Origin of the sequence: Mucilaginibacter sp. JRF, assembly GCF_015223065.1 — a bacterium.
In the GTDB taxonomy this organism is placed as follows: Bacteria; Bacteroidota; Bacteroidia; order Sphingobacteriales; family Sphingobacteriaceae; genus Mucilaginibacter.
The window spans coordinates 1,043,287-1,058,142 of the sequence record NZ_JADFBY010000001.1 but is presented as its reverse complement, the minus strand read 5'-3'; the positions used below and the strand labels follow the sequence as shown (position 1 = coordinate 1,058,142).

17 protein-coding genes and 1 pseudogene are annotated in these 14,856 nt (G+C 34.6%); 5 read left to right on the top strand and 13 right to left on the bottom strand.

What is annotated here, in order from left to right; translation table 11 throughout:
- Nucleotides 1-75: 75 nt before the first annotated feature.
- The 11 genes and pseudogenes from IM792_RS04305 to IM792_RS04255 all read right to left on the bottom strand — a co-directional run bounded on the left by IM792_RS04305 (nt 76) and on the right by IM792_RS04255 (nt 9,318).
- Complete coding sequence (locus IM792_RS04305) at nt 76-1,491, bottom strand: hypothetical protein (RefSeq protein WP_194100550.1); 1,416 nt, start codon at nt 1,489-1,491, stop codon at nt 76-78.
- 47 nt (nt 1,492-1,538) lie between these two features.
- Nucleotides 1,539-2,102 carry a hypothetical protein gene (locus IM792_RS04300; protein ID WP_194100549.1) on the bottom strand — a complete coding sequence of 188 codons (564 nt, stop codon included), beginning with the start codon at nt 2,100-2,102 and terminating at the stop codon, nt 1,539-1,541.
- Nucleotides 2,095-3,081: a GTPase gene (locus IM792_RS04295; protein ID WP_194100548.1), complete on the bottom strand. Its 987-nt coding sequence runs from the start codon at nt 3,079-3,081 to the stop codon at nt 2,095-2,097. The genes IM792_RS04300 and IM792_RS04295 overlap by 8 nt, the downstream gene beginning before the upstream one ends.
- Before the next feature lie 3 nt (nt 3,082-3,084).
- Nucleotides 3,085-4,140, bottom strand: a complete 1,056-nt coding sequence (locus tag IM792_RS04290; protein ID WP_194100547.1) for a GTPase domain-containing protein — start codon at nt 4,138-4,140, stop codon at nt 3,085-3,087.
- Between the two features lie 2 nt (nt 4,141-4,142).
- A complete protein-coding gene (locus IM792_RS04285) occupies nt 4,143-5,183 on the bottom strand; it encodes a GTPase-associated system all-helical protein GASH (protein WP_194100546.1) in 1,041 nt (346 codons plus the stop codon).
- Nucleotides 5,180-6,052, bottom strand: coding sequence for a hypothetical protein (locus IM792_RS04280; RefSeq protein WP_194100545.1), 873 nt, complete (start codon nt 6,050-6,052; stop codon nt 5,180-5,182). The genes IM792_RS04285 and IM792_RS04280 overlap by 4 nt, the downstream gene beginning before the upstream one ends.
- Before the next feature lie 77 nt (nt 6,053-6,129).
- A complete protein-coding gene (locus IM792_RS04275) occupies nt 6,130-6,513 on the bottom strand; it encodes a metallophosphoesterase family protein (RefSeq protein ID WP_194100544.1) in 384 nt (127 codons plus the stop codon).
- An 18-nt stretch (nt 6,514-6,531) separates the two neighbouring features.
- Complete coding sequence (locus tag IM792_RS04270) at nt 6,532-6,834, bottom strand: polyhydroxyalkanoic acid system family protein (protein WP_194100543.1); 303 nt, start codon at nt 6,832-6,834, stop codon at nt 6,532-6,534.
- Nucleotides 6,835-7,279: 445 nt separating this feature from the next.
- Nucleotides 7,280-7,618: a hypothetical protein gene (locus tag IM792_RS04265; protein WP_194100542.1), complete on the bottom strand. Its 339-nt coding sequence runs from the start codon at nt 7,616-7,618 to the stop codon at nt 7,280-7,282.
- Between the two features lie 4 nt (nt 7,619-7,622).
- Nucleotides 7,623-8,203 (bottom strand): annotated as a pseudogene (locus tag IM792_RS04260) (recombinase family protein).
- A gap of 749 nt (nt 8,204-8,952) precedes the next feature.
- Nucleotides 8,953-9,318 carry a helix-turn-helix transcriptional regulator gene (locus IM792_RS04255; protein WP_194100541.1) on the bottom strand — a complete coding sequence of 122 codons (366 nt, stop codon included), beginning with the start codon at nt 9,316-9,318 and terminating at the stop codon, nt 8,953-8,955.
- A 254-nt stretch (nt 9,319-9,572) separates the two neighbouring features.
- Here IM792_RS04255 and IM792_RS04250 point away from each other — a divergent pair, with 254 nt between their 5' ends.
- The 5 genes from IM792_RS04250 to IM792_RS04230 all read left to right on the top strand — a co-directional run bounded on the left by IM792_RS04250 (nt 9,573) and on the right by IM792_RS04230 (nt 12,268).
- A complete protein-coding gene (locus IM792_RS04250; protein WP_194100540.1) occupies nt 9,573-10,100 on the top strand; it encodes a hypothetical protein in 528 nt (175 codons plus the stop codon).
- Between the two features lie 152 nt (nt 10,101-10,252).
- Nucleotides 10,253-10,591, top strand: a complete 339-nt coding sequence (locus tag IM792_RS04245; protein ID WP_194100539.1) for a hypothetical protein — start codon at nt 10,253-10,255, stop codon at nt 10,589-10,591.
- Entirely contained in the window at nt 10,581-11,540 is a 960-nt protein-coding gene (locus tag IM792_RS04240; protein WP_194100538.1) for a Mu transposase C-terminal domain-containing protein, read from the top strand. Before IM792_RS04245 ends, IM792_RS04240 begins: the two co-directional genes overlap by 11 nt.
- Nucleotides 11,540-11,827, top strand: a complete 288-nt coding sequence (locus IM792_RS04235) for an ATP-binding protein (RefSeq protein ID WP_194100537.1) — start codon at nt 11,540-11,542, stop codon at nt 11,825-11,827. Before IM792_RS04240 ends, IM792_RS04235 begins: the two co-directional genes overlap by 1 nt.
- Before the next feature lie 78 nt (nt 11,828-11,905).
- Nucleotides 11,906-12,268 carry a hypothetical protein gene (locus tag IM792_RS04230; RefSeq protein ID WP_194100536.1) on the top strand — a complete coding sequence of 121 codons (363 nt, stop codon included), beginning with the start codon at nt 11,906-11,908 and terminating at the stop codon, nt 12,266-12,268.
- 195 nt (nt 12,269-12,463) lie between these two features.
- Here the strand turns inward: IM792_RS04230 and IM792_RS04225 are convergent, their stop codons facing one another.
- Nucleotides 12,464-13,732 (bottom strand): tetratricopeptide repeat protein, encoded by a 1,269-nt coding sequence (locus IM792_RS04225; RefSeq protein WP_194100535.1) that lies wholly within the window; start codon nt 13,730-13,732, stop codon nt 12,464-12,466.
- Nucleotides 13,722-14,825: a tetratricopeptide repeat protein gene (locus IM792_RS04220; protein ID WP_194100534.1), complete on the bottom strand. Its 1,104-nt coding sequence runs from the start codon at nt 14,823-14,825 to the stop codon at nt 13,722-13,724. Before IM792_RS04220 ends, IM792_RS04225 begins: the two co-directional genes overlap by 11 nt.
- Between the last annotated feature and the right edge of the window lie 31 nt (nt 14,826-14,856).

The window sequence follows — 14,856 nt, the reverse complement described above, 5'->3', positions numbered from 1 at the left end:
AACGGTTCAAATTGTATTTACTAGTAACTTAATTATTTTAAATGCCCTAACTTATTTAAAGTTTTTCAGGAATTTCTAATTTCTACTTTTCTTTTTGTACCTATTAATCAATCTGTCTCGTATGTCAAGACTTTGAATTTGGTCTGCAACCAAGTAAATATTCCACTGATTTTCAATAAAATGATCCACTACAGCATTGACGAGTTTTTTGCACCGATCCCAATCTTTAAATAACCCAAGTGGTTTAGTGTGAATTTCGATTCGACGCCAGGCATTGTGACTTAAAATTTCCTTTGCTAACGCAAAATATACTATCTCCAGGGAAAAATTGTAAAGTCTAATAAATGAGGCGTTTTTTGAGTTTAACGCTAAAGCAATGCTAAATGCATGTATTTCTAACGGTACTGAATTTAATCCTATTTGAGAAAATTGCTCAAAGTAATTTATCCATTTTTCAGCCCCAGCCTGACTGACCGCTGATGAATTGGGATTAAGGATTGAAACTAAAATCTCAATTGTTTTATTTTCGATGTAGTCTACATTTTTTAACCAATATAAAACATCTTTTTCATGGGCTCTAAGATACCGAAGCCAATTTTCTGGCAATGTTCCCGCTCCAATGTAACTGACCGAATTTAAAATTGAAACTACAATGTAGGAAGTATCAAAGTTTATATCGTCTACATCGATATTTGATTTCAATCCAATCAGTATAGACAAAATTTTATCCCATTGCCATGCCAAATCGGGCGATTGTAAAAGGTAATAAATTATTTCGCCATGATGATCTGAATTGACTTTCCAAAACTCTCTGTCATAAACCAAAATTGGATTTAAAAGAATAAATGTTAAAGACAGCTGTTTGTCCTTCCATAATATATTTAAATTATTACTTTCCGAAAGTTCATTCGCTAAGGCAATCAAGGCCGCTTCACCCTGAATGTTAGGCCCAATCTTGATTATTTGCTTTAACAATTCCATTTGTTCGCCTTTCATCATAAAAAAAAGGTCAACAAATCGCTTTTCGTATTCTAATCGCTGGTAGTCAAATGAGAAACTGTATTCAGTTATGGATAGATAGAAAAGAACTGCAAGCTCATCATATACCGGCAGATATTTTTCACTTTTTCTTCCTTTGCTCCCCAATAAATAGGTTTTGAGACTATTAGCATTTGAAGGTTCATTAAATAATTCTGAGATTTTTTGGATGCAGTTTTGTAATTGCGGTTTAAGCTTTGTCAGAAACAGATATGCTTCTGATAATGGCTTAAAAGCAGAGCGTTCTCCTTGTGCGTCTGAACCGAACAGTCGGAAAAAACTTAAGAGCTGCTCATTATGATTGTCTAAGGACGCAGAAGCCAATTGTACCCAGCTGTCCCCAGAATAGTTATTGTCTTTTTCCTCCCGAATATTTATAAATTTATATTCAGTAGTCTTACTGGGATCAATTAATTGAATAGGGGTGGCTTGTAAATCAAGCGCCTTGCCCATAAAGCTTCTTGGAGCGATGGCACCTGTACAGAAACTAAAATTTCTCTTTAAACGTGGCCATTGTTGCATCCAATTTTGAGAAATAAATCTTCAAAGAAATAGCTTTCGGTGGCCCCTAAAAGTATTGACGAATCGGGATATTCATATAAGTTATAAATAACCACATCTTGAAAATCCAATGAAAATTGATAATTATATGAGTTTTCGAGAATCGGTGTATCAATATTTTGAGCGATCAGTTTTTGGTTATAATTTGAAAACACTGGATCAGACTCTGATGGTCGCTCAAAAAGCGCAAGTAATGACTGGATATCGTTAATTCGCGGCAGGTCATCAAAATCAATTAATAAAGTCTGTGTCCAAACACATCCTGGTCGCTTCATTTCACCAGCATACCAAGTTTTGGCTAATGCGTATGAATGAATATGTTTAAGTGGGTATCCGGTAATATATTCATCAAAACCTCTTATGATTCGCCCACCTGATAAATCTGATATAGGAAGCATTAACCTTTTTGCTTCGGGTGGTAAATTTATTGAGGAAGCGAGTAAGGTATGGCCATCACGATATCCATGCAGAACTTGATTAAGGAAAATCGGATTTTCAGCCATTAATTAACCACTTAAAGGGTATTGTAATATCATTATTTATAGATTCGCCATCTTGAACTTTTATCCTTTCAGATTGCTTTGCAAAGGAAAGCAATTTTTTGTTGCCATTTTTTAATTTGCTGTAGGCTGCTCCTTGGGCACTTATCCCAAAAACTTTGAACGTGTAGAATTCAAAATTGGCAGTTAAATACTGATTTAGTAACGGCAAGTTTGTTGCCAACCATTCCTTCGGAGTTTTTCGCGGCTCTACAATTTCTGGAATTTCAAGAATTAAATCCCATGCAGAAATCACGATACTGATCTTACAAGGTTTTATCAACTTATTTTCAATAATTTGAAGTAAATCAACAAGCATAACTTGTGATTGACACATTTTTGGCGTCCATTCAACAATTTCCTTAACATCATTCTTTAAATCGGATGCCTCCGCTTGCCCAGATGCCTCATCTACAGACTGATTGGTATTTAAATTGGCTTCTTCCTTTACTTCTACGTTTTGGACAACCTCTGCCTCTTCCTGACTAATGCCGCCTTCTGATTCGTCAAGCATAGCATCGGCATCTGTAATTAAATTGGGCTTCTTCAAGAATTCTGGATTGACAAATAGTATTATTGAATCACATTCTTCAATATCAGCCAAGTAGGTTTTGGTGATTTTTCTATATTCAAATTGCGATTCAAAAGTTTCTCCTGATAAATCAGGAAATGTAAAAGTCGCTTTATTACCAGTGGAATTGTCTTTAACGTCTAAATCGATTTGTTTTACAAATTCGGTTTTGGTGCGTTCAGGAGCCTTGCAGCCTAAAAAGCTATCGCGTAACTCATTTAAATATTCTCTGTCATTAGGTTGAACATCTACCGTATAGGAATCTTCGATTTCTCCAGAATCAACAACATGCCAAAAAGCTCCAATAAAAGAGGATTTACCTGAATTTGGCAATCCCATAAACATGCATCGCATATTACCTGTGTATCCCATATACTACTGAACAAATTGATAATTTAAAAATTGTCTTGAAGAATCTAATTCTACAGATTTCCTCAAGGGTTCATTTATTTTCACAGACATATCGCTTTCAAACCAAGCCTTTAACAAATCTTCTATTCCATATCCAAACTCGTACTCACCGAGTGAAGGTCGCGCGGCTACTTCAAAATAAGACAAGTTATAATTGCTTTTAAGTAATTTCTCGATATCGTTCTTTAAAAGGCTAATGAACTCGTTATGTAATGCTTCATCTTCATCATTAGAAAATAAATCCCAACGAGAGAAAACAATTTGAATTTTGGTGTGAGGCAATAAAGTTTGTGCTTCAGTTAAACTTCTTAATATTCCTAAAGCCGATGTTTTTGAACTTGCTCTTTCTTCAAAAGATGTAACTCTTTTGGTGTCGAAAAATAGCACGAAACTATCTGCACGAAGTGCTAACTTAAATTTTTTGGCTGTTTCGGTAGAGTCTTTGATAGCTCTAAATTTTTCGCCTGAAATATCAGTAAATAATACATTACTTGTCTTAAGAGACTTCGTATTCTGAAGCTTAATATGTAAGAATTGTGGTGGTATATCGGGAGTACGATTAGTTTCAGGCTCATCATTGTCAGAATCAATTTTAGAAGGATGGGCCTTTTCCTCAAAATCCAAAAGTGTTTTACTTCCAGCAAAAATAAAATCCGAAAAGAACGGTTGGGTTTGAAACAAATGCATCAAACTTAATATCAATGTAGTTTTTCCCGCATCGGGCATACCGGCTAACATAATTAACTTCGTAACTCCCGAAAGAGAAATTTGGTTAACATCGTATAATTCCAATGCTTTACCAGAATAAACATCTACCACATCTTCAAGAAATTTATTTACCACTTTGTCAATTGGCGGCAACTCGGTTTCATTGGTAACATCACTTTCAATAGTCTGGCTATTTAATTCATTACTATTGGGCTCGTCAAAATTATAATGTGGGCAGGTATCTAAAGGTAAATTATTTATGCATTTGCCATTGATTGCAACCTTGCATCCTTCTTCATCGCAACTTGCCATACTTATCGATTAAAATTCAATAATACACGTTCGTTAAATATTTGAATAGCAAATTCAATTGGCGTAAACGTATCTGAAGCTTTTACAGCAGATGAGTTTTCGAATAGATTAGTCCAGCCATCCTTGCTACCATTTTCGATAATCTTTGAAAATGCAGTATGTAAAGGAACCAGATTCCCCCATTTCTCAATATCATCATTTAATTCAGATCCATATTCATGATCAAAAGCGTAATCAAGATAAGTTTTGATGCTACTGTTATCGCCAGCCGGATTAACATTTGATAGCATTTTTTCAAGAAATGCTGAACAATTTTGAGGTGGTGGATAAAGAGTGATCAAATTACTCAATTCCAAACCGAATATAATTGGTGCCTCGATTGATGATAATTCACTGGCGTTTTTATGCGCAATTGAACTAAAAGATCGAAAAAGCCACCAATGAATATTTGATTCTTCCTCCATTACACTTAGTCGTCGAATCAAGGAATTGTTGCTGTTTATAAGTAGTTGCCTAAAATTTGTTGCAAGTGAAGTGAAACTTACCGCATAATTTTCGTCGGTGATATCAACTTCTTTAGGGGCAGTATATTTAATGGGAGTCAAAACACGTGCAACCGGTTGCCTCGCATTTTGTGCAGCCTTTCCTAAGTAGTCTAATACCGTTTGAATGATATCTATATTAATAAAGGTCTCCTGATTAATTCCAAAAATGGCGGAGTTTACTGATAATGCTATATTAGTCGACACAACTGCATTTTGCAATGATTCGTGAACGATAGCGCCTGCAAGTATTCGCTTCTCTAATTCTACATTTTCATCAACAAACATTATATCTGTATTAATTATTGCGGCAACCAATTTTTCATTGAAATCATTATCCTTAATTGGCAATCCGATAAATAGACGGATACAATTGTAAATTAGAGGATAATCTTTACCGGTTGCAACATTTGTAATAGCAGCGCTGCGTTTTTCAAGTACTTCTTCTTTTAAATCAGCTATCGCAGCAATGCGATACCATTTGGGTAATTGTTGAATCATGATTTTTGAATGAATGGATTTTTACTACCAACATCAGAAACAGCGGATACCTCATCCCATAATGTGCTTAAAATTCCTTGTTCTGTTGCTCGTTTAAAGTATAATTGGGTTTTTTGAGACTCAGGTAAATTGCGATCACTGTCGTCAATTAGTTTTAGCTTAGCGGCTATTATTACTTTTGTGTGGTACGGCAAACCTAAAAATAGATAAGCCAACCGTCTTTTAGGATCTGGCATATTCAGGTTAATTATTGGTTCAACCATGGGTGCTAATTTAAGTTCACCAACAACTGTTTCCGGAGCACCCTTTTTTTTATGTGCAATATTGGTACTAATTTCTAAATCAGTTAGTACCATAGGATATTCAACATATTCTTCACCTGCGGCCTCAAAATCTGGAATGAAGGTCTTAGTGGCTTTTTTCCATACACGCTTATAAAGTCTAACGTTAAGCGTGGGTTTATCTGCCATGGGGATAGTATTTAGTTCGATAATATTATAACGTGGCTCCCAACCTGATTCGGCCCTTGATGGCTGCATAGCACCAGCAGAAAGTACAATGCATTCATTATTGATCAGCTCAACATCGAAAGAATGTTTATGCCCATATAAATGAATTCTTGCACGCGATTTAAAGTCTTTACGAACATCCTCACCGTCTATAAGCCAATCAGGTGGATGATGGCATAAAATCATATGAATCACACCTTTGCTACGAGTAAGAGAACTTTGATGTGATCCTAATACCAATCTTGATGTTTGCTGATGATCAGTATCATTAGATACTAGGGCTGAATTTACACCGCGTATTCTGAGTATGATATCGTCTAAAGAAAAATCTTTTTCCCAATACAAGTTGTTTCCGGCCATCGGGACACAACCATATTTTTCAGCAAATTGAAAATAACTATTAAGTGGTAATAATAATGAAGTAGTGGATGATGGTTTTAAGAGATAGTCACCGATTTTGTAATCAATTTCACGTCGGCTTTGTAACCCTTTGAAATTTTGTGAATATCCTTTAACATAGGATCTATTTGGGTACGGTCAATATCGTGATTGCCAGGTACACAAAAAACGTCTTCTTCCTGGCAACCAGATATTTTACAAATATTTTTTATCCATGTATCTGCAACTTTATATTCACTTTCTTGTCCTGAAAACGCGATATCCCCACCTAATAGGATTATATCAATTTTACCATGTTTTTTTACATGTGCTTCAAGATCAATATTTATTTCATTTTGAATGTCATTATCCAGGTTAAGTACCTGGTGGTCTTTATAATCGCGGAAATGTATATCTGATATGTGCAGTATTCGAAGGCTCATTGTTATAAGGTTGGTTTATTATTTAAGAATTGTGGCTGCATGATCCCTTATTATTTTCTCTATTTGGCCTTTTAATGGGAAAAATATAAATGGGATATTACTGGTAATATTAACAAAATTCTGTTCGACAAGCAAATCACCTTTAATTCCAACGGCTGTGATTTTGAAACTAAAATTCGCGCCCTTATCGTGCCATTTGACATTTAATTCAGAAAGGCCCAAATCACTCTTATTTAGTTCCGTTGAAGCAAATTTATTGATTCGATTTCGAGCATCGTTTTTACTTAATTTATGGGGAATATCAATTGAAATTTTGGGCACAAGTATATATTTTAATATAAAGGTAAAGATTTTGCGCCTACCCCGTCAATCTTAATTTTCCAATATTTTTTCAATTATAATCTTACTTGTCGTCGCTTATGAAAAAATCATTTGATTCGGCCCACGTAATATCGGATAGCCATTTCAATTTGATTACACCAGTTTATCATTGACTGTGACTAAGCGTAAAATCAGTGACAAACAAGTTTTTCATATCTGCTTTGGCAGCGCTACGAAAGATCTTACGATTACCGTTAGTATGAGCTGAGTTACTCCTTTCATTGCCTAACAATGGATAACTATTTATTATCGATGGTGGAGCTAAAATTATATGTGACTTATTTAAGCTAGTTTTATTATCGATCTAATTAGAATAAATCAAGCCGGATCTACCTTCACTTATAGGGTACAATAATTTCCCGATAAAGGTTGAATAGCTTGCCAATTACATTTTAGAAAGACCGATACTGTTTAATGTGGGGTATTCAATTAGTTCAGTGTCAATCATTTCTTTGAACTCATTAGAATAAAGCTTAACAGCCTTGCCTTTTAACTCCCAGTCGTTATATTTATATGATTTTTTTAGTCGGCCTATTTCCTTAAACCTTTTATAAAACGATGCTTCTTTTTCAAGATCTCTTATTGAGTCTGGACGTTTAGATTCTTTGTAAAATAAACGAAAATATACACCTTTTAAGCCATTGAATAAACTTTCAAATGTTTCATCGATAGCGAATATTTCTATTCCAAGAGGATCGTATATAGGATATTCATCTTCTTCCATAACGTTACTTTGTTAATTTCGCAGATTGATTTGCTTTTAGATACCTATAAAAGGTTGCCCGGCCGATATTCAACTCAGTTAAAATTTCATCAACCGTTTTTTCTCCTGAATTATATAATAGTGTTGCTGTCTTAGCTTTTGCTAATTTCTCTTTGGATAGACCTTTGGGTCTGCCACCAACTTTTCCTCTTGCTCTTGCAGCTACCAAGCCCGCGTTTGTTCTTTGCCTAATAATATCCCGCTCAAATTCTGCGATAGAGGCAAATAAGTTAAAAGTGAAGCGTCCGGTAGGGGTACTGGTGTCAATGCTGTCATTTAAACTTATGAAGTTTACATCGAGTTTTTGAAATTGGGCTACCAGATCAATAGATCCCGAAGTGATCTTCCTAAACGATCAAGTTTCCAAACCATAACTTTATCGCCAGGTCGTAGAATGCTGATCATTTTTTGAAGCTCGGGTCTTTGGATATTTTTGCCGGAAATATGCTCCTTGAAAATCCTATTACAGCCTGCTTTCAAAAGATCATCCATTTGTAGATCTAAATTTTGTTCTTGGGTACTTACCCTGGCATATCCAATGATCATAGCTCTAATTTGCTAAAAGATATCAATAACTTAATCAAATATAAATAAAATGAGAATGATTTATGGTACGTTTTTTTGAGAACGCTTATTTCGCATTTATAGTTGGATAAATTTAGAATTTGATTAAAATGATTTTTTTTAAATTATATCGGAAAAACGAGGGTTTTATGGAACTATAATATTTAAACGCTACGTCAAATTAAAATGATGCCTGAAATCTTCAATGCCAAATTTTTTAAACCACGATTCAGCTTTTATCACTAAAATCCAAACTGTATTTATTGCAAAACTTAAACTGATAATAACTAAATGAAAGTTTCGATCATCCTCCAGTTTTAACATTCTTAACTTATGATGATATCTTTCGGGGCTAACCTCGTCTGGATGGCAATAAAGATCGCTGTGCAAATACAATAAAGAATCACTTAACAGATGAACGATGTAAAATCTATCCTCAATTATTAAATGAACAAATTCTGTCTCCTCCGTTGTCTTCAACCTCATTTGACATTAGATAGTAACTCTATATCAACCGGGCACAAATAAATATGGCGCGGGTCAGTACTTATCCGTGTTAGAGGTACTGGTATACCCGACAAACGAAATAAGCAAGCCCACGCCAAAGCGTGAGCTTGCGCTTATTCTCCCGTCTGTCTTAAAATTACCAGTTTTCTAACACGAGATTCTTAGCGAACGCAAAGCATTCAATATTTTTTCAGCTACGCTGTTTTTTTATTTTACAAACATAATCAATATCGTGTCGTCTTTGAATTTTGTTTTATAACAAATGATCTGGTTTCTCTTGATTCGATGAACCTGTCAATAACTTCCTTGATTACCAGAAGATCCTTATGTGGGAGTTCTTTCATCCGGTTGATACTGTCATCCAACTCGTCAACATTTAATTCAGGTTTAAACATATCAATCCCTAATTTTTCAATATCTATATCAAGCGCTTTATTCAGTTTCTTCAATACAATCATAGAGGGCTTGGCCGTGTTGTTCTCATACCGAGCTATTTGCACATTGGTAATCCCAGAAAGCTTGGACAATTCTATCTGCGTCAGGCTCTTTTCAAACCTTATCTTTTTCAACCTTTCTCCAAAACGTTCCATGTATTTAACTCTTTTTTCTTTCTTGTTATATTAGATAAACTCTTTATATTTAATGATCTAATTTACTAAAAATCAATTTATTATAAAACACACATTAAAGTATATCTACCTATATTTTAATGTATACGACGTATCCAAAAAATAGCAATATGGGACGGAAAACAACGAGCGTGTTACAAAGAAGTAATTCATCCATAAAACTGTCGATTGACAATGTATTTCTAAAAATAAGTGACTTACATCTTATTCTCAATTTGAATAAAAATCTCGTAGAATTGGAAATAATCGCAGTTATCAGGACTACGAATGTCTTAAACGTATCAAATCACTATTGGGTTAGTTTATCTTCAATACCTCAAGACGTTAGAGCTAAATTTCATATAAACGAGTTAGAAGTAAAGGCCAAATATTTCGCATTATTCCCTAAGGCCCAACAGAGAAACAATCACCTAATATATTTATATCACTCATTAGAAGTCGAAATGCATAAGTCCTTCAATATTGAAGAACTATTGAGGGTAGCAGAATTTCGGTTGAATAGAGATTTCAATGGGCTAATAAACAATATACAAGCATTTACTTTTTTAGTTGATCTTAAGACAATTACAATTGAGGATAAATTCTTCCTTTATTACAGACTAATAACAAAAGGTCCAGAGAATATAGCTCCTCTCTTTGTTACAAATTCATTGAATGTGTTTAAAAATAAGCTATCTAGTTTTAAAAAAAAGGTTGGAGCGTTTTTATTCACGGCAATTACAATAATAAAAATGCCTCAATAAAATTTGATGATGTAGATATTGAAATTTTGAAAGGGTATAAGAACGGGTTCAAGGAAAGTTTTAGAACTCTCATGCGTAGTCTAAATACCAATCGCCTTAGTAGGGGGGAAAGGAAGGTGTCGTTACAAACAGTTATTTCAGCCATAAAAAATATGGATGACTATGGTATAATGTATCTGCAGCGTAACGGCTCGGAAGCCATAAACGATTTACTACTTCATCCTGCTCGAATCCAACCTGAGTTTCCTGGCGATCAATATCAAATTGATGGCACAAGACTCAATATTCCATTTTTAAATGAGGAGGGGAGGCCCGATATTTTTATTTTGGTCGCATTGATAGATGTGTATTCAAATAAAATAATGGGATATACTCTTACAAAAAGTGAAAATTTCGATAGCTATTATCAAGTTATATCTCAATCAGTAAAGGAAACCGGGTTTTTACCAGCTGAGATACTTTCAGATAATCTCCCCCGCATTGAAAAGTAAAGAAAGCGTTGTCTATTTATCTAAATTAAAAAAATGCGGCGTGTTAATCAGACAACATACCGTTTTGAACCCATCTGATAAATCTTTTATAGAAAGTTGGTTTGGAACGTTTTCTCAACTCTTTTTAAAAAATGTTCCGGGATTTTTAGGAGATGGTATCAAAAGCAAAAGAAAGGATGGCAAACCAAATTCAGATATAATAGAAAAGTATCGAAAGAAACGAGAGCTTCGTACCAAAAGGGAATTAGATGAGCTATTAAGGGCTAAGATTATCGAATATAATTCGACACGCGAATATAAAAACTCTACACCTAATTCGTTATTCGCGAATTCAGTTATAAAAAATGGAAAAAAAGTAGATGAAAGTTTGTCAAGGATAATTTTGTTTAAAGAAAAGACCTGTGAATTGACGAAAGCGGGTATCAGACTTCAAGTCAATAATAAACTGCATGAATACCTAATCTACACAGACAACATTCCATTTTTCCATAAATACTTTAATAAAGAAATAACTATACGTTACAATCCGTTGAATATGGATGTAATTTATCTATACCCAACGGATTCATTTTTTCATATTGCTACATTAAATCTTCATGTAAATTTCCCTTTGGCGCAAGTATCTCAAACAGAAGAGGACAGGAATAGAATAAGGGATTTTAGCCTAAAAAGATACGCTATGAAGAAAAAATTATTAAACATTTCCAAGCAAAGTGAGAATAAAGAAAATAATGAAGAAGCGCTTCCTATTGAATTAATATCGGAGAAGTACGATTCAAAAGAGCTCGTAACAAATTCCGTGAAGGAATATTTATTACCTGGGGGTAAAAAGAAAAAAAAAGCCCTAAAAATCAATTACAATCAAACGGTTGATGAGTCGGTTCCCTTAATTAATTTATCATTAGGCAAGATGTTTAATTTACCAGGAAGCAATAAACTTATTAACTGATGGAAGATTATAAGTTTTGTATTGACGATTTCGATTTAGATAAAATTAAGGATTATCAGATTGAAAAAATTATTGAAAGCTCAAATTTCAGAACTATCATAGGTGCCTGTCAGGACACTCTAAGATACTCCAGAATGACAGCAATTATCGGAGAGCCTGGTTTCGGAAAAACTAAAGCCTTAGAATATTTCGCAAACAACAATAAGAATGTTTATTATATAGTAGTCAAGAAAAGTATGACTCCAAAAAGTTTATACAATACAATATTGCAAACGGCTGGATGGTAAAATGCTTATAAGGAAAGTACTTTATATCATATCATTGAAAGCATAGGATACTACCTAAGTCAATCCACCAGTAAAAACTTGCTAATAATAGATGAAGCTGGTAAACTTAGTCATCGAAATCTACTTTATCTACACGATCTAAGAGATTCTGTTTTAAAGAATACCGGTATAATAATCGCAGGTCCAAAATACTTTCAAACGACTCTTTTGTCGCTTGAGAAAAAAAGAATTGAAGGCATCCAGGAACTGATGCGCCGTATTAATATTTGGATTGAACTTCAAGAAACGTTAGCTGCTGAAAAAAGAGAAATATGTAAAATATATGGAATTACAAACTCCTCATTGATAAGGTTTATTGTTGCAAATAGCTATCATTTAGGAGACGTATATAATTATATTTTCAATTTCGGTTTGTTGGTATCCAGACACAGCGATAAATAATTAAAGACATTATTTGTTTTAAACAAGGCGACACAATTTGTTTTAAACAATACATTTTTTAGCTGATTTATCTCAATCTATGTAATTAGTCCAATTTAAAATAATTTATATAATCATATAATTAATATTATGTTAAGTAATATGTATTTTAAGAAGGCCGATTACAAAAATCGGCCTTCCCTTATCGCTGTCTAATTAAAGAGCTTCAATTTGTTTTTGGATCTTATTAGCGTTAGCTGTGTCTTTTTTACCTAAATAATAAGTTTTAAGGTTATTTAATGCTTCAGGCGATTTTGGATTCAATGTAACAGCTTTATCCAGATATGGCTTAGCGGCATCAAATAATTTGTTCGCTTTAGCAACAGCTGCTTCATATTCTTTTTGTTTGTTAACCGGCAACGCATTAGCAGCATTGTAAGCTTCAATAGCCGGGTTAACCATCACAAAACCAAGGTTTAATGCAGCATCAGCATAGTTAGGATCGATCTCTAACGCTTTTTTATACATTTCAGCAGACTTAGTGAAAGACTGTTCCTTTTTAGCAGACAAAGGTGCTTTAGCAGCCGGAGTTTTTGCTTTCTTTTCATCTTTAGCGGCTAAGTCAGCTACTTTAGCATAAGTTATACCACCGTAGTAGTACAAGTTTTTGTCTTTAGGGCTGTTTGCTATAGCAGCCTCAATTTTTGAGACCGCATCAGCTTCTTTACCTTGCACCAGGTTTATCTCAATTTCACGAGAACGCAAGCTGGCGTTGCTCGGAAATTTTTGTACACCTTCTGAAACTGTTTTTAAAGCACCGGCAGTATCTTTGCTCATCAAGTAAGTGCTTGCCAAATCGTTATAAATATCTTCCTTTTTGGTGTAGTTAGTGGTAAGCAATTTTTGGTAACCACTTATCGCCATAGGTAAAAACTTAGCATCTTCCCTACCCGCGTTCGCAGCTGATAATGCTGTGTAATAGATCGCGTTAGTATCTTCAGGCAAAATTTGGCGGTAAGCGTCAAAAGAAGTATAAGCCAAAGCGTATTTACCACCCTGGTATTGTTTAACACCTTGATTTAAAGAGTATTGAGCAAGGTAGCGATTGCCATTATTGATGATCTCGGTAAGTTCTTTATCATCTTTTTTAGTATCAAGTTCTTGTGCTTTTTTCAATGCCTCTGAAGCGGCAGTTTGCAACGGAGCTGCTGTAGTTTCAACGCTATCGCGAGATGCTAATGCGGCATATATTACACCTTTAACAGCAAAAGTTAATGGTAAGTTAGCGGTTTTTTCGTGAGCGGCAGCTTTATCGATCGCTGTTTTAGCATCGTTCAAGCTTTTCAAAGCAACTGTAACAAGGCCCTCTTTAGTACTTTCATATTTTTGGTACTCTTCTTTAGCTTTGTTAAGTTCCCCTTTTTGTGCGAAGGCTGTGGTTGAAGCAAGGGCCAGCAAACCAGCCGTTAAAAGTTTAATTTTCATAAGATACTTTATCAGTTAACTGTTTAAGTTTAATATTTACTTTGTTTAATTGCCTGGTATTACCTGTACGCTGATATATCTGCTGTAATAATTGCAAGCTTTTTACATCAGTTGGCAATATTTCGGCAGCCTTTTGCAGCCACTTTGAAGCATAATATATATCCTTCAAAACGTCATCATCCTTTTTATCGATAGCGCTTTTTTTGTAGTATAGCACACCAAGGTTAAATACAGGGTCAAAAGCTACACTATTTAATTCAATGGCTTGCAAATAAAGATCTTCGGCCTTATCGTATTTTGATAATTGATCGTAACAATTAGCAGCAACAAATATAACATCCGGATTACTTTTGTATTCGGCAATAAGGTTAGGCAATAATGGTTCTAACGCTTTATAATCCTTTTTGTTGTTATATATGTTAGCCTCATCCATTAACAGGTATTTATCGCCGGGTAAAGCTGTTTTACCTCTTTTAATAATGGCAAGCGCCTTAGCGGTATCACCAACCGCCATATTAATATTCGCAGCGGTTTGTATATACTCCGGTTTAATGTTATCACCATCAATCAGCGAATTATAAAAACTGGCAGCCTGCTGTAAATTACCTAATTTGGTATTTGAGTAAGCTAAGTAAGCATTGAGGGGTTTGTAAGTCGGATCGTAGTAATTAGCGCGGCTAAAATACTTCTCGGCATTGGTAAAATCCGACTTGTTCATGTAATCAAAGCCAATACGAATGGCTGCATTGGCCAAACATTGGCGAATGAATTTCAGCTCGTCAGGATAACGATTGATCTTGGGGTGCTTGGCTAACTTATTATCTACAAATTCAGCTGTAGAGTTAAAGAAATCACCCGGCTGGTTGAGTTTATTAGTGGTATCAACCTGTAATATAGATGCATATACCAGGCCGCGATAAGTTATCTTCTCAATATTATTTGAATCCTTACGGCTGGTAATTAAGCTGTCTATTGATTTTTTCGCTCTGCCGAGCCAGTTGATATCCTTTGTTTGTTGGAAAAAACCAAGGCTGTTTGCCACAACCTTTAGCGCTTCAGACTGGCTGAAAGCTAATGGTGAGGCAAACAACATTATCAAAATGGTTAGTGTTACTTTACGGCAA

Excerpts from the sequence above, each read along its gene's own strand:
- IM792_RS04305 (WP_194100550.1), bottom strand. The coding sequence starts at position 1,491 with ATGGGCAAGGCGCTTGATTTACAAGCCACCCCTATTCAATTAATTGAT.
- IM792_RS04300 (WP_194100549.1), bottom strand. The coding sequence starts at position 2,102 with ATGGCTGAAAATCCGATTTTCCTTAATCAAGTTCTGCATGGATATCGT.
- IM792_RS04295 (WP_194100548.1), bottom strand. The coding sequence starts at position 3,081 with ATGGGATACACAGGTAATATGCGATGCATGTTTATGGGATTGCCAAAT.
- IM792_RS04290 (WP_194100547.1), bottom strand. The coding sequence starts at position 4,140 with ATGGCAAGTTGCGATGAAGAAGGATGCAAGGTTGCAATCAATGGCAAA.
- IM792_RS04285 (WP_194100546.1), bottom strand. The coding sequence starts at position 5,183 with ATGATTCAACAATTACCCAAATGGTATCGCATTGCTGCGATAGCTGAT.
- IM792_RS04280 (WP_194100545.1), bottom strand. The coding sequence starts at position 6,052 with ATGGCCGGAAACAACTTGTATTGGGAAAAAGATTTTTCTTTAGACGAT.
- IM792_RS04275 (WP_194100544.1), bottom strand. The coding sequence starts at position 6,513 with ATGAGCCTTCGAATACTGCACATATCAGATATACATTTCCGCGATTAT.
- IM792_RS04265 (WP_194100542.1), bottom strand. The coding sequence starts at position 7,618 with ATGGAAGAAGATGAATATCCTATATACGATCCTCTTGGAATAGAAATA.
- IM792_RS04255 (WP_194100541.1), bottom strand. The coding sequence starts at position 9,318 with ATGGAACGTTTTGGAGAAAGGTTGAAAAAGATAAGGTTTGAAAAGAGC.
- IM792_RS04245 (WP_194100539.1), top strand. The coding sequence starts at position 10,253 with ATGGATGACTATGGTATAATGTATCTGCAGCGTAACGGCTCGGAAGCC.
- IM792_RS04235 (WP_194100537.1), top strand. The coding sequence starts at position 11,540 with ATGGAAGATTATAAGTTTTGTATTGACGATTTCGATTTAGATAAAATT.
- IM792_RS04225 (WP_194100535.1), bottom strand. The coding sequence starts at position 13,732 with ATGAAAATTAAACTTTTAACGGCTGGTTTGCTGGCCCTTGCTTCAACC.
- IM792_RS04220 (WP_194100534.1), bottom strand. The coding sequence starts at position 14,825 with ATGTTGTTTGCCTCACCATTAGCTTTCAGCCAGTCTGAAGCGCTAAAG.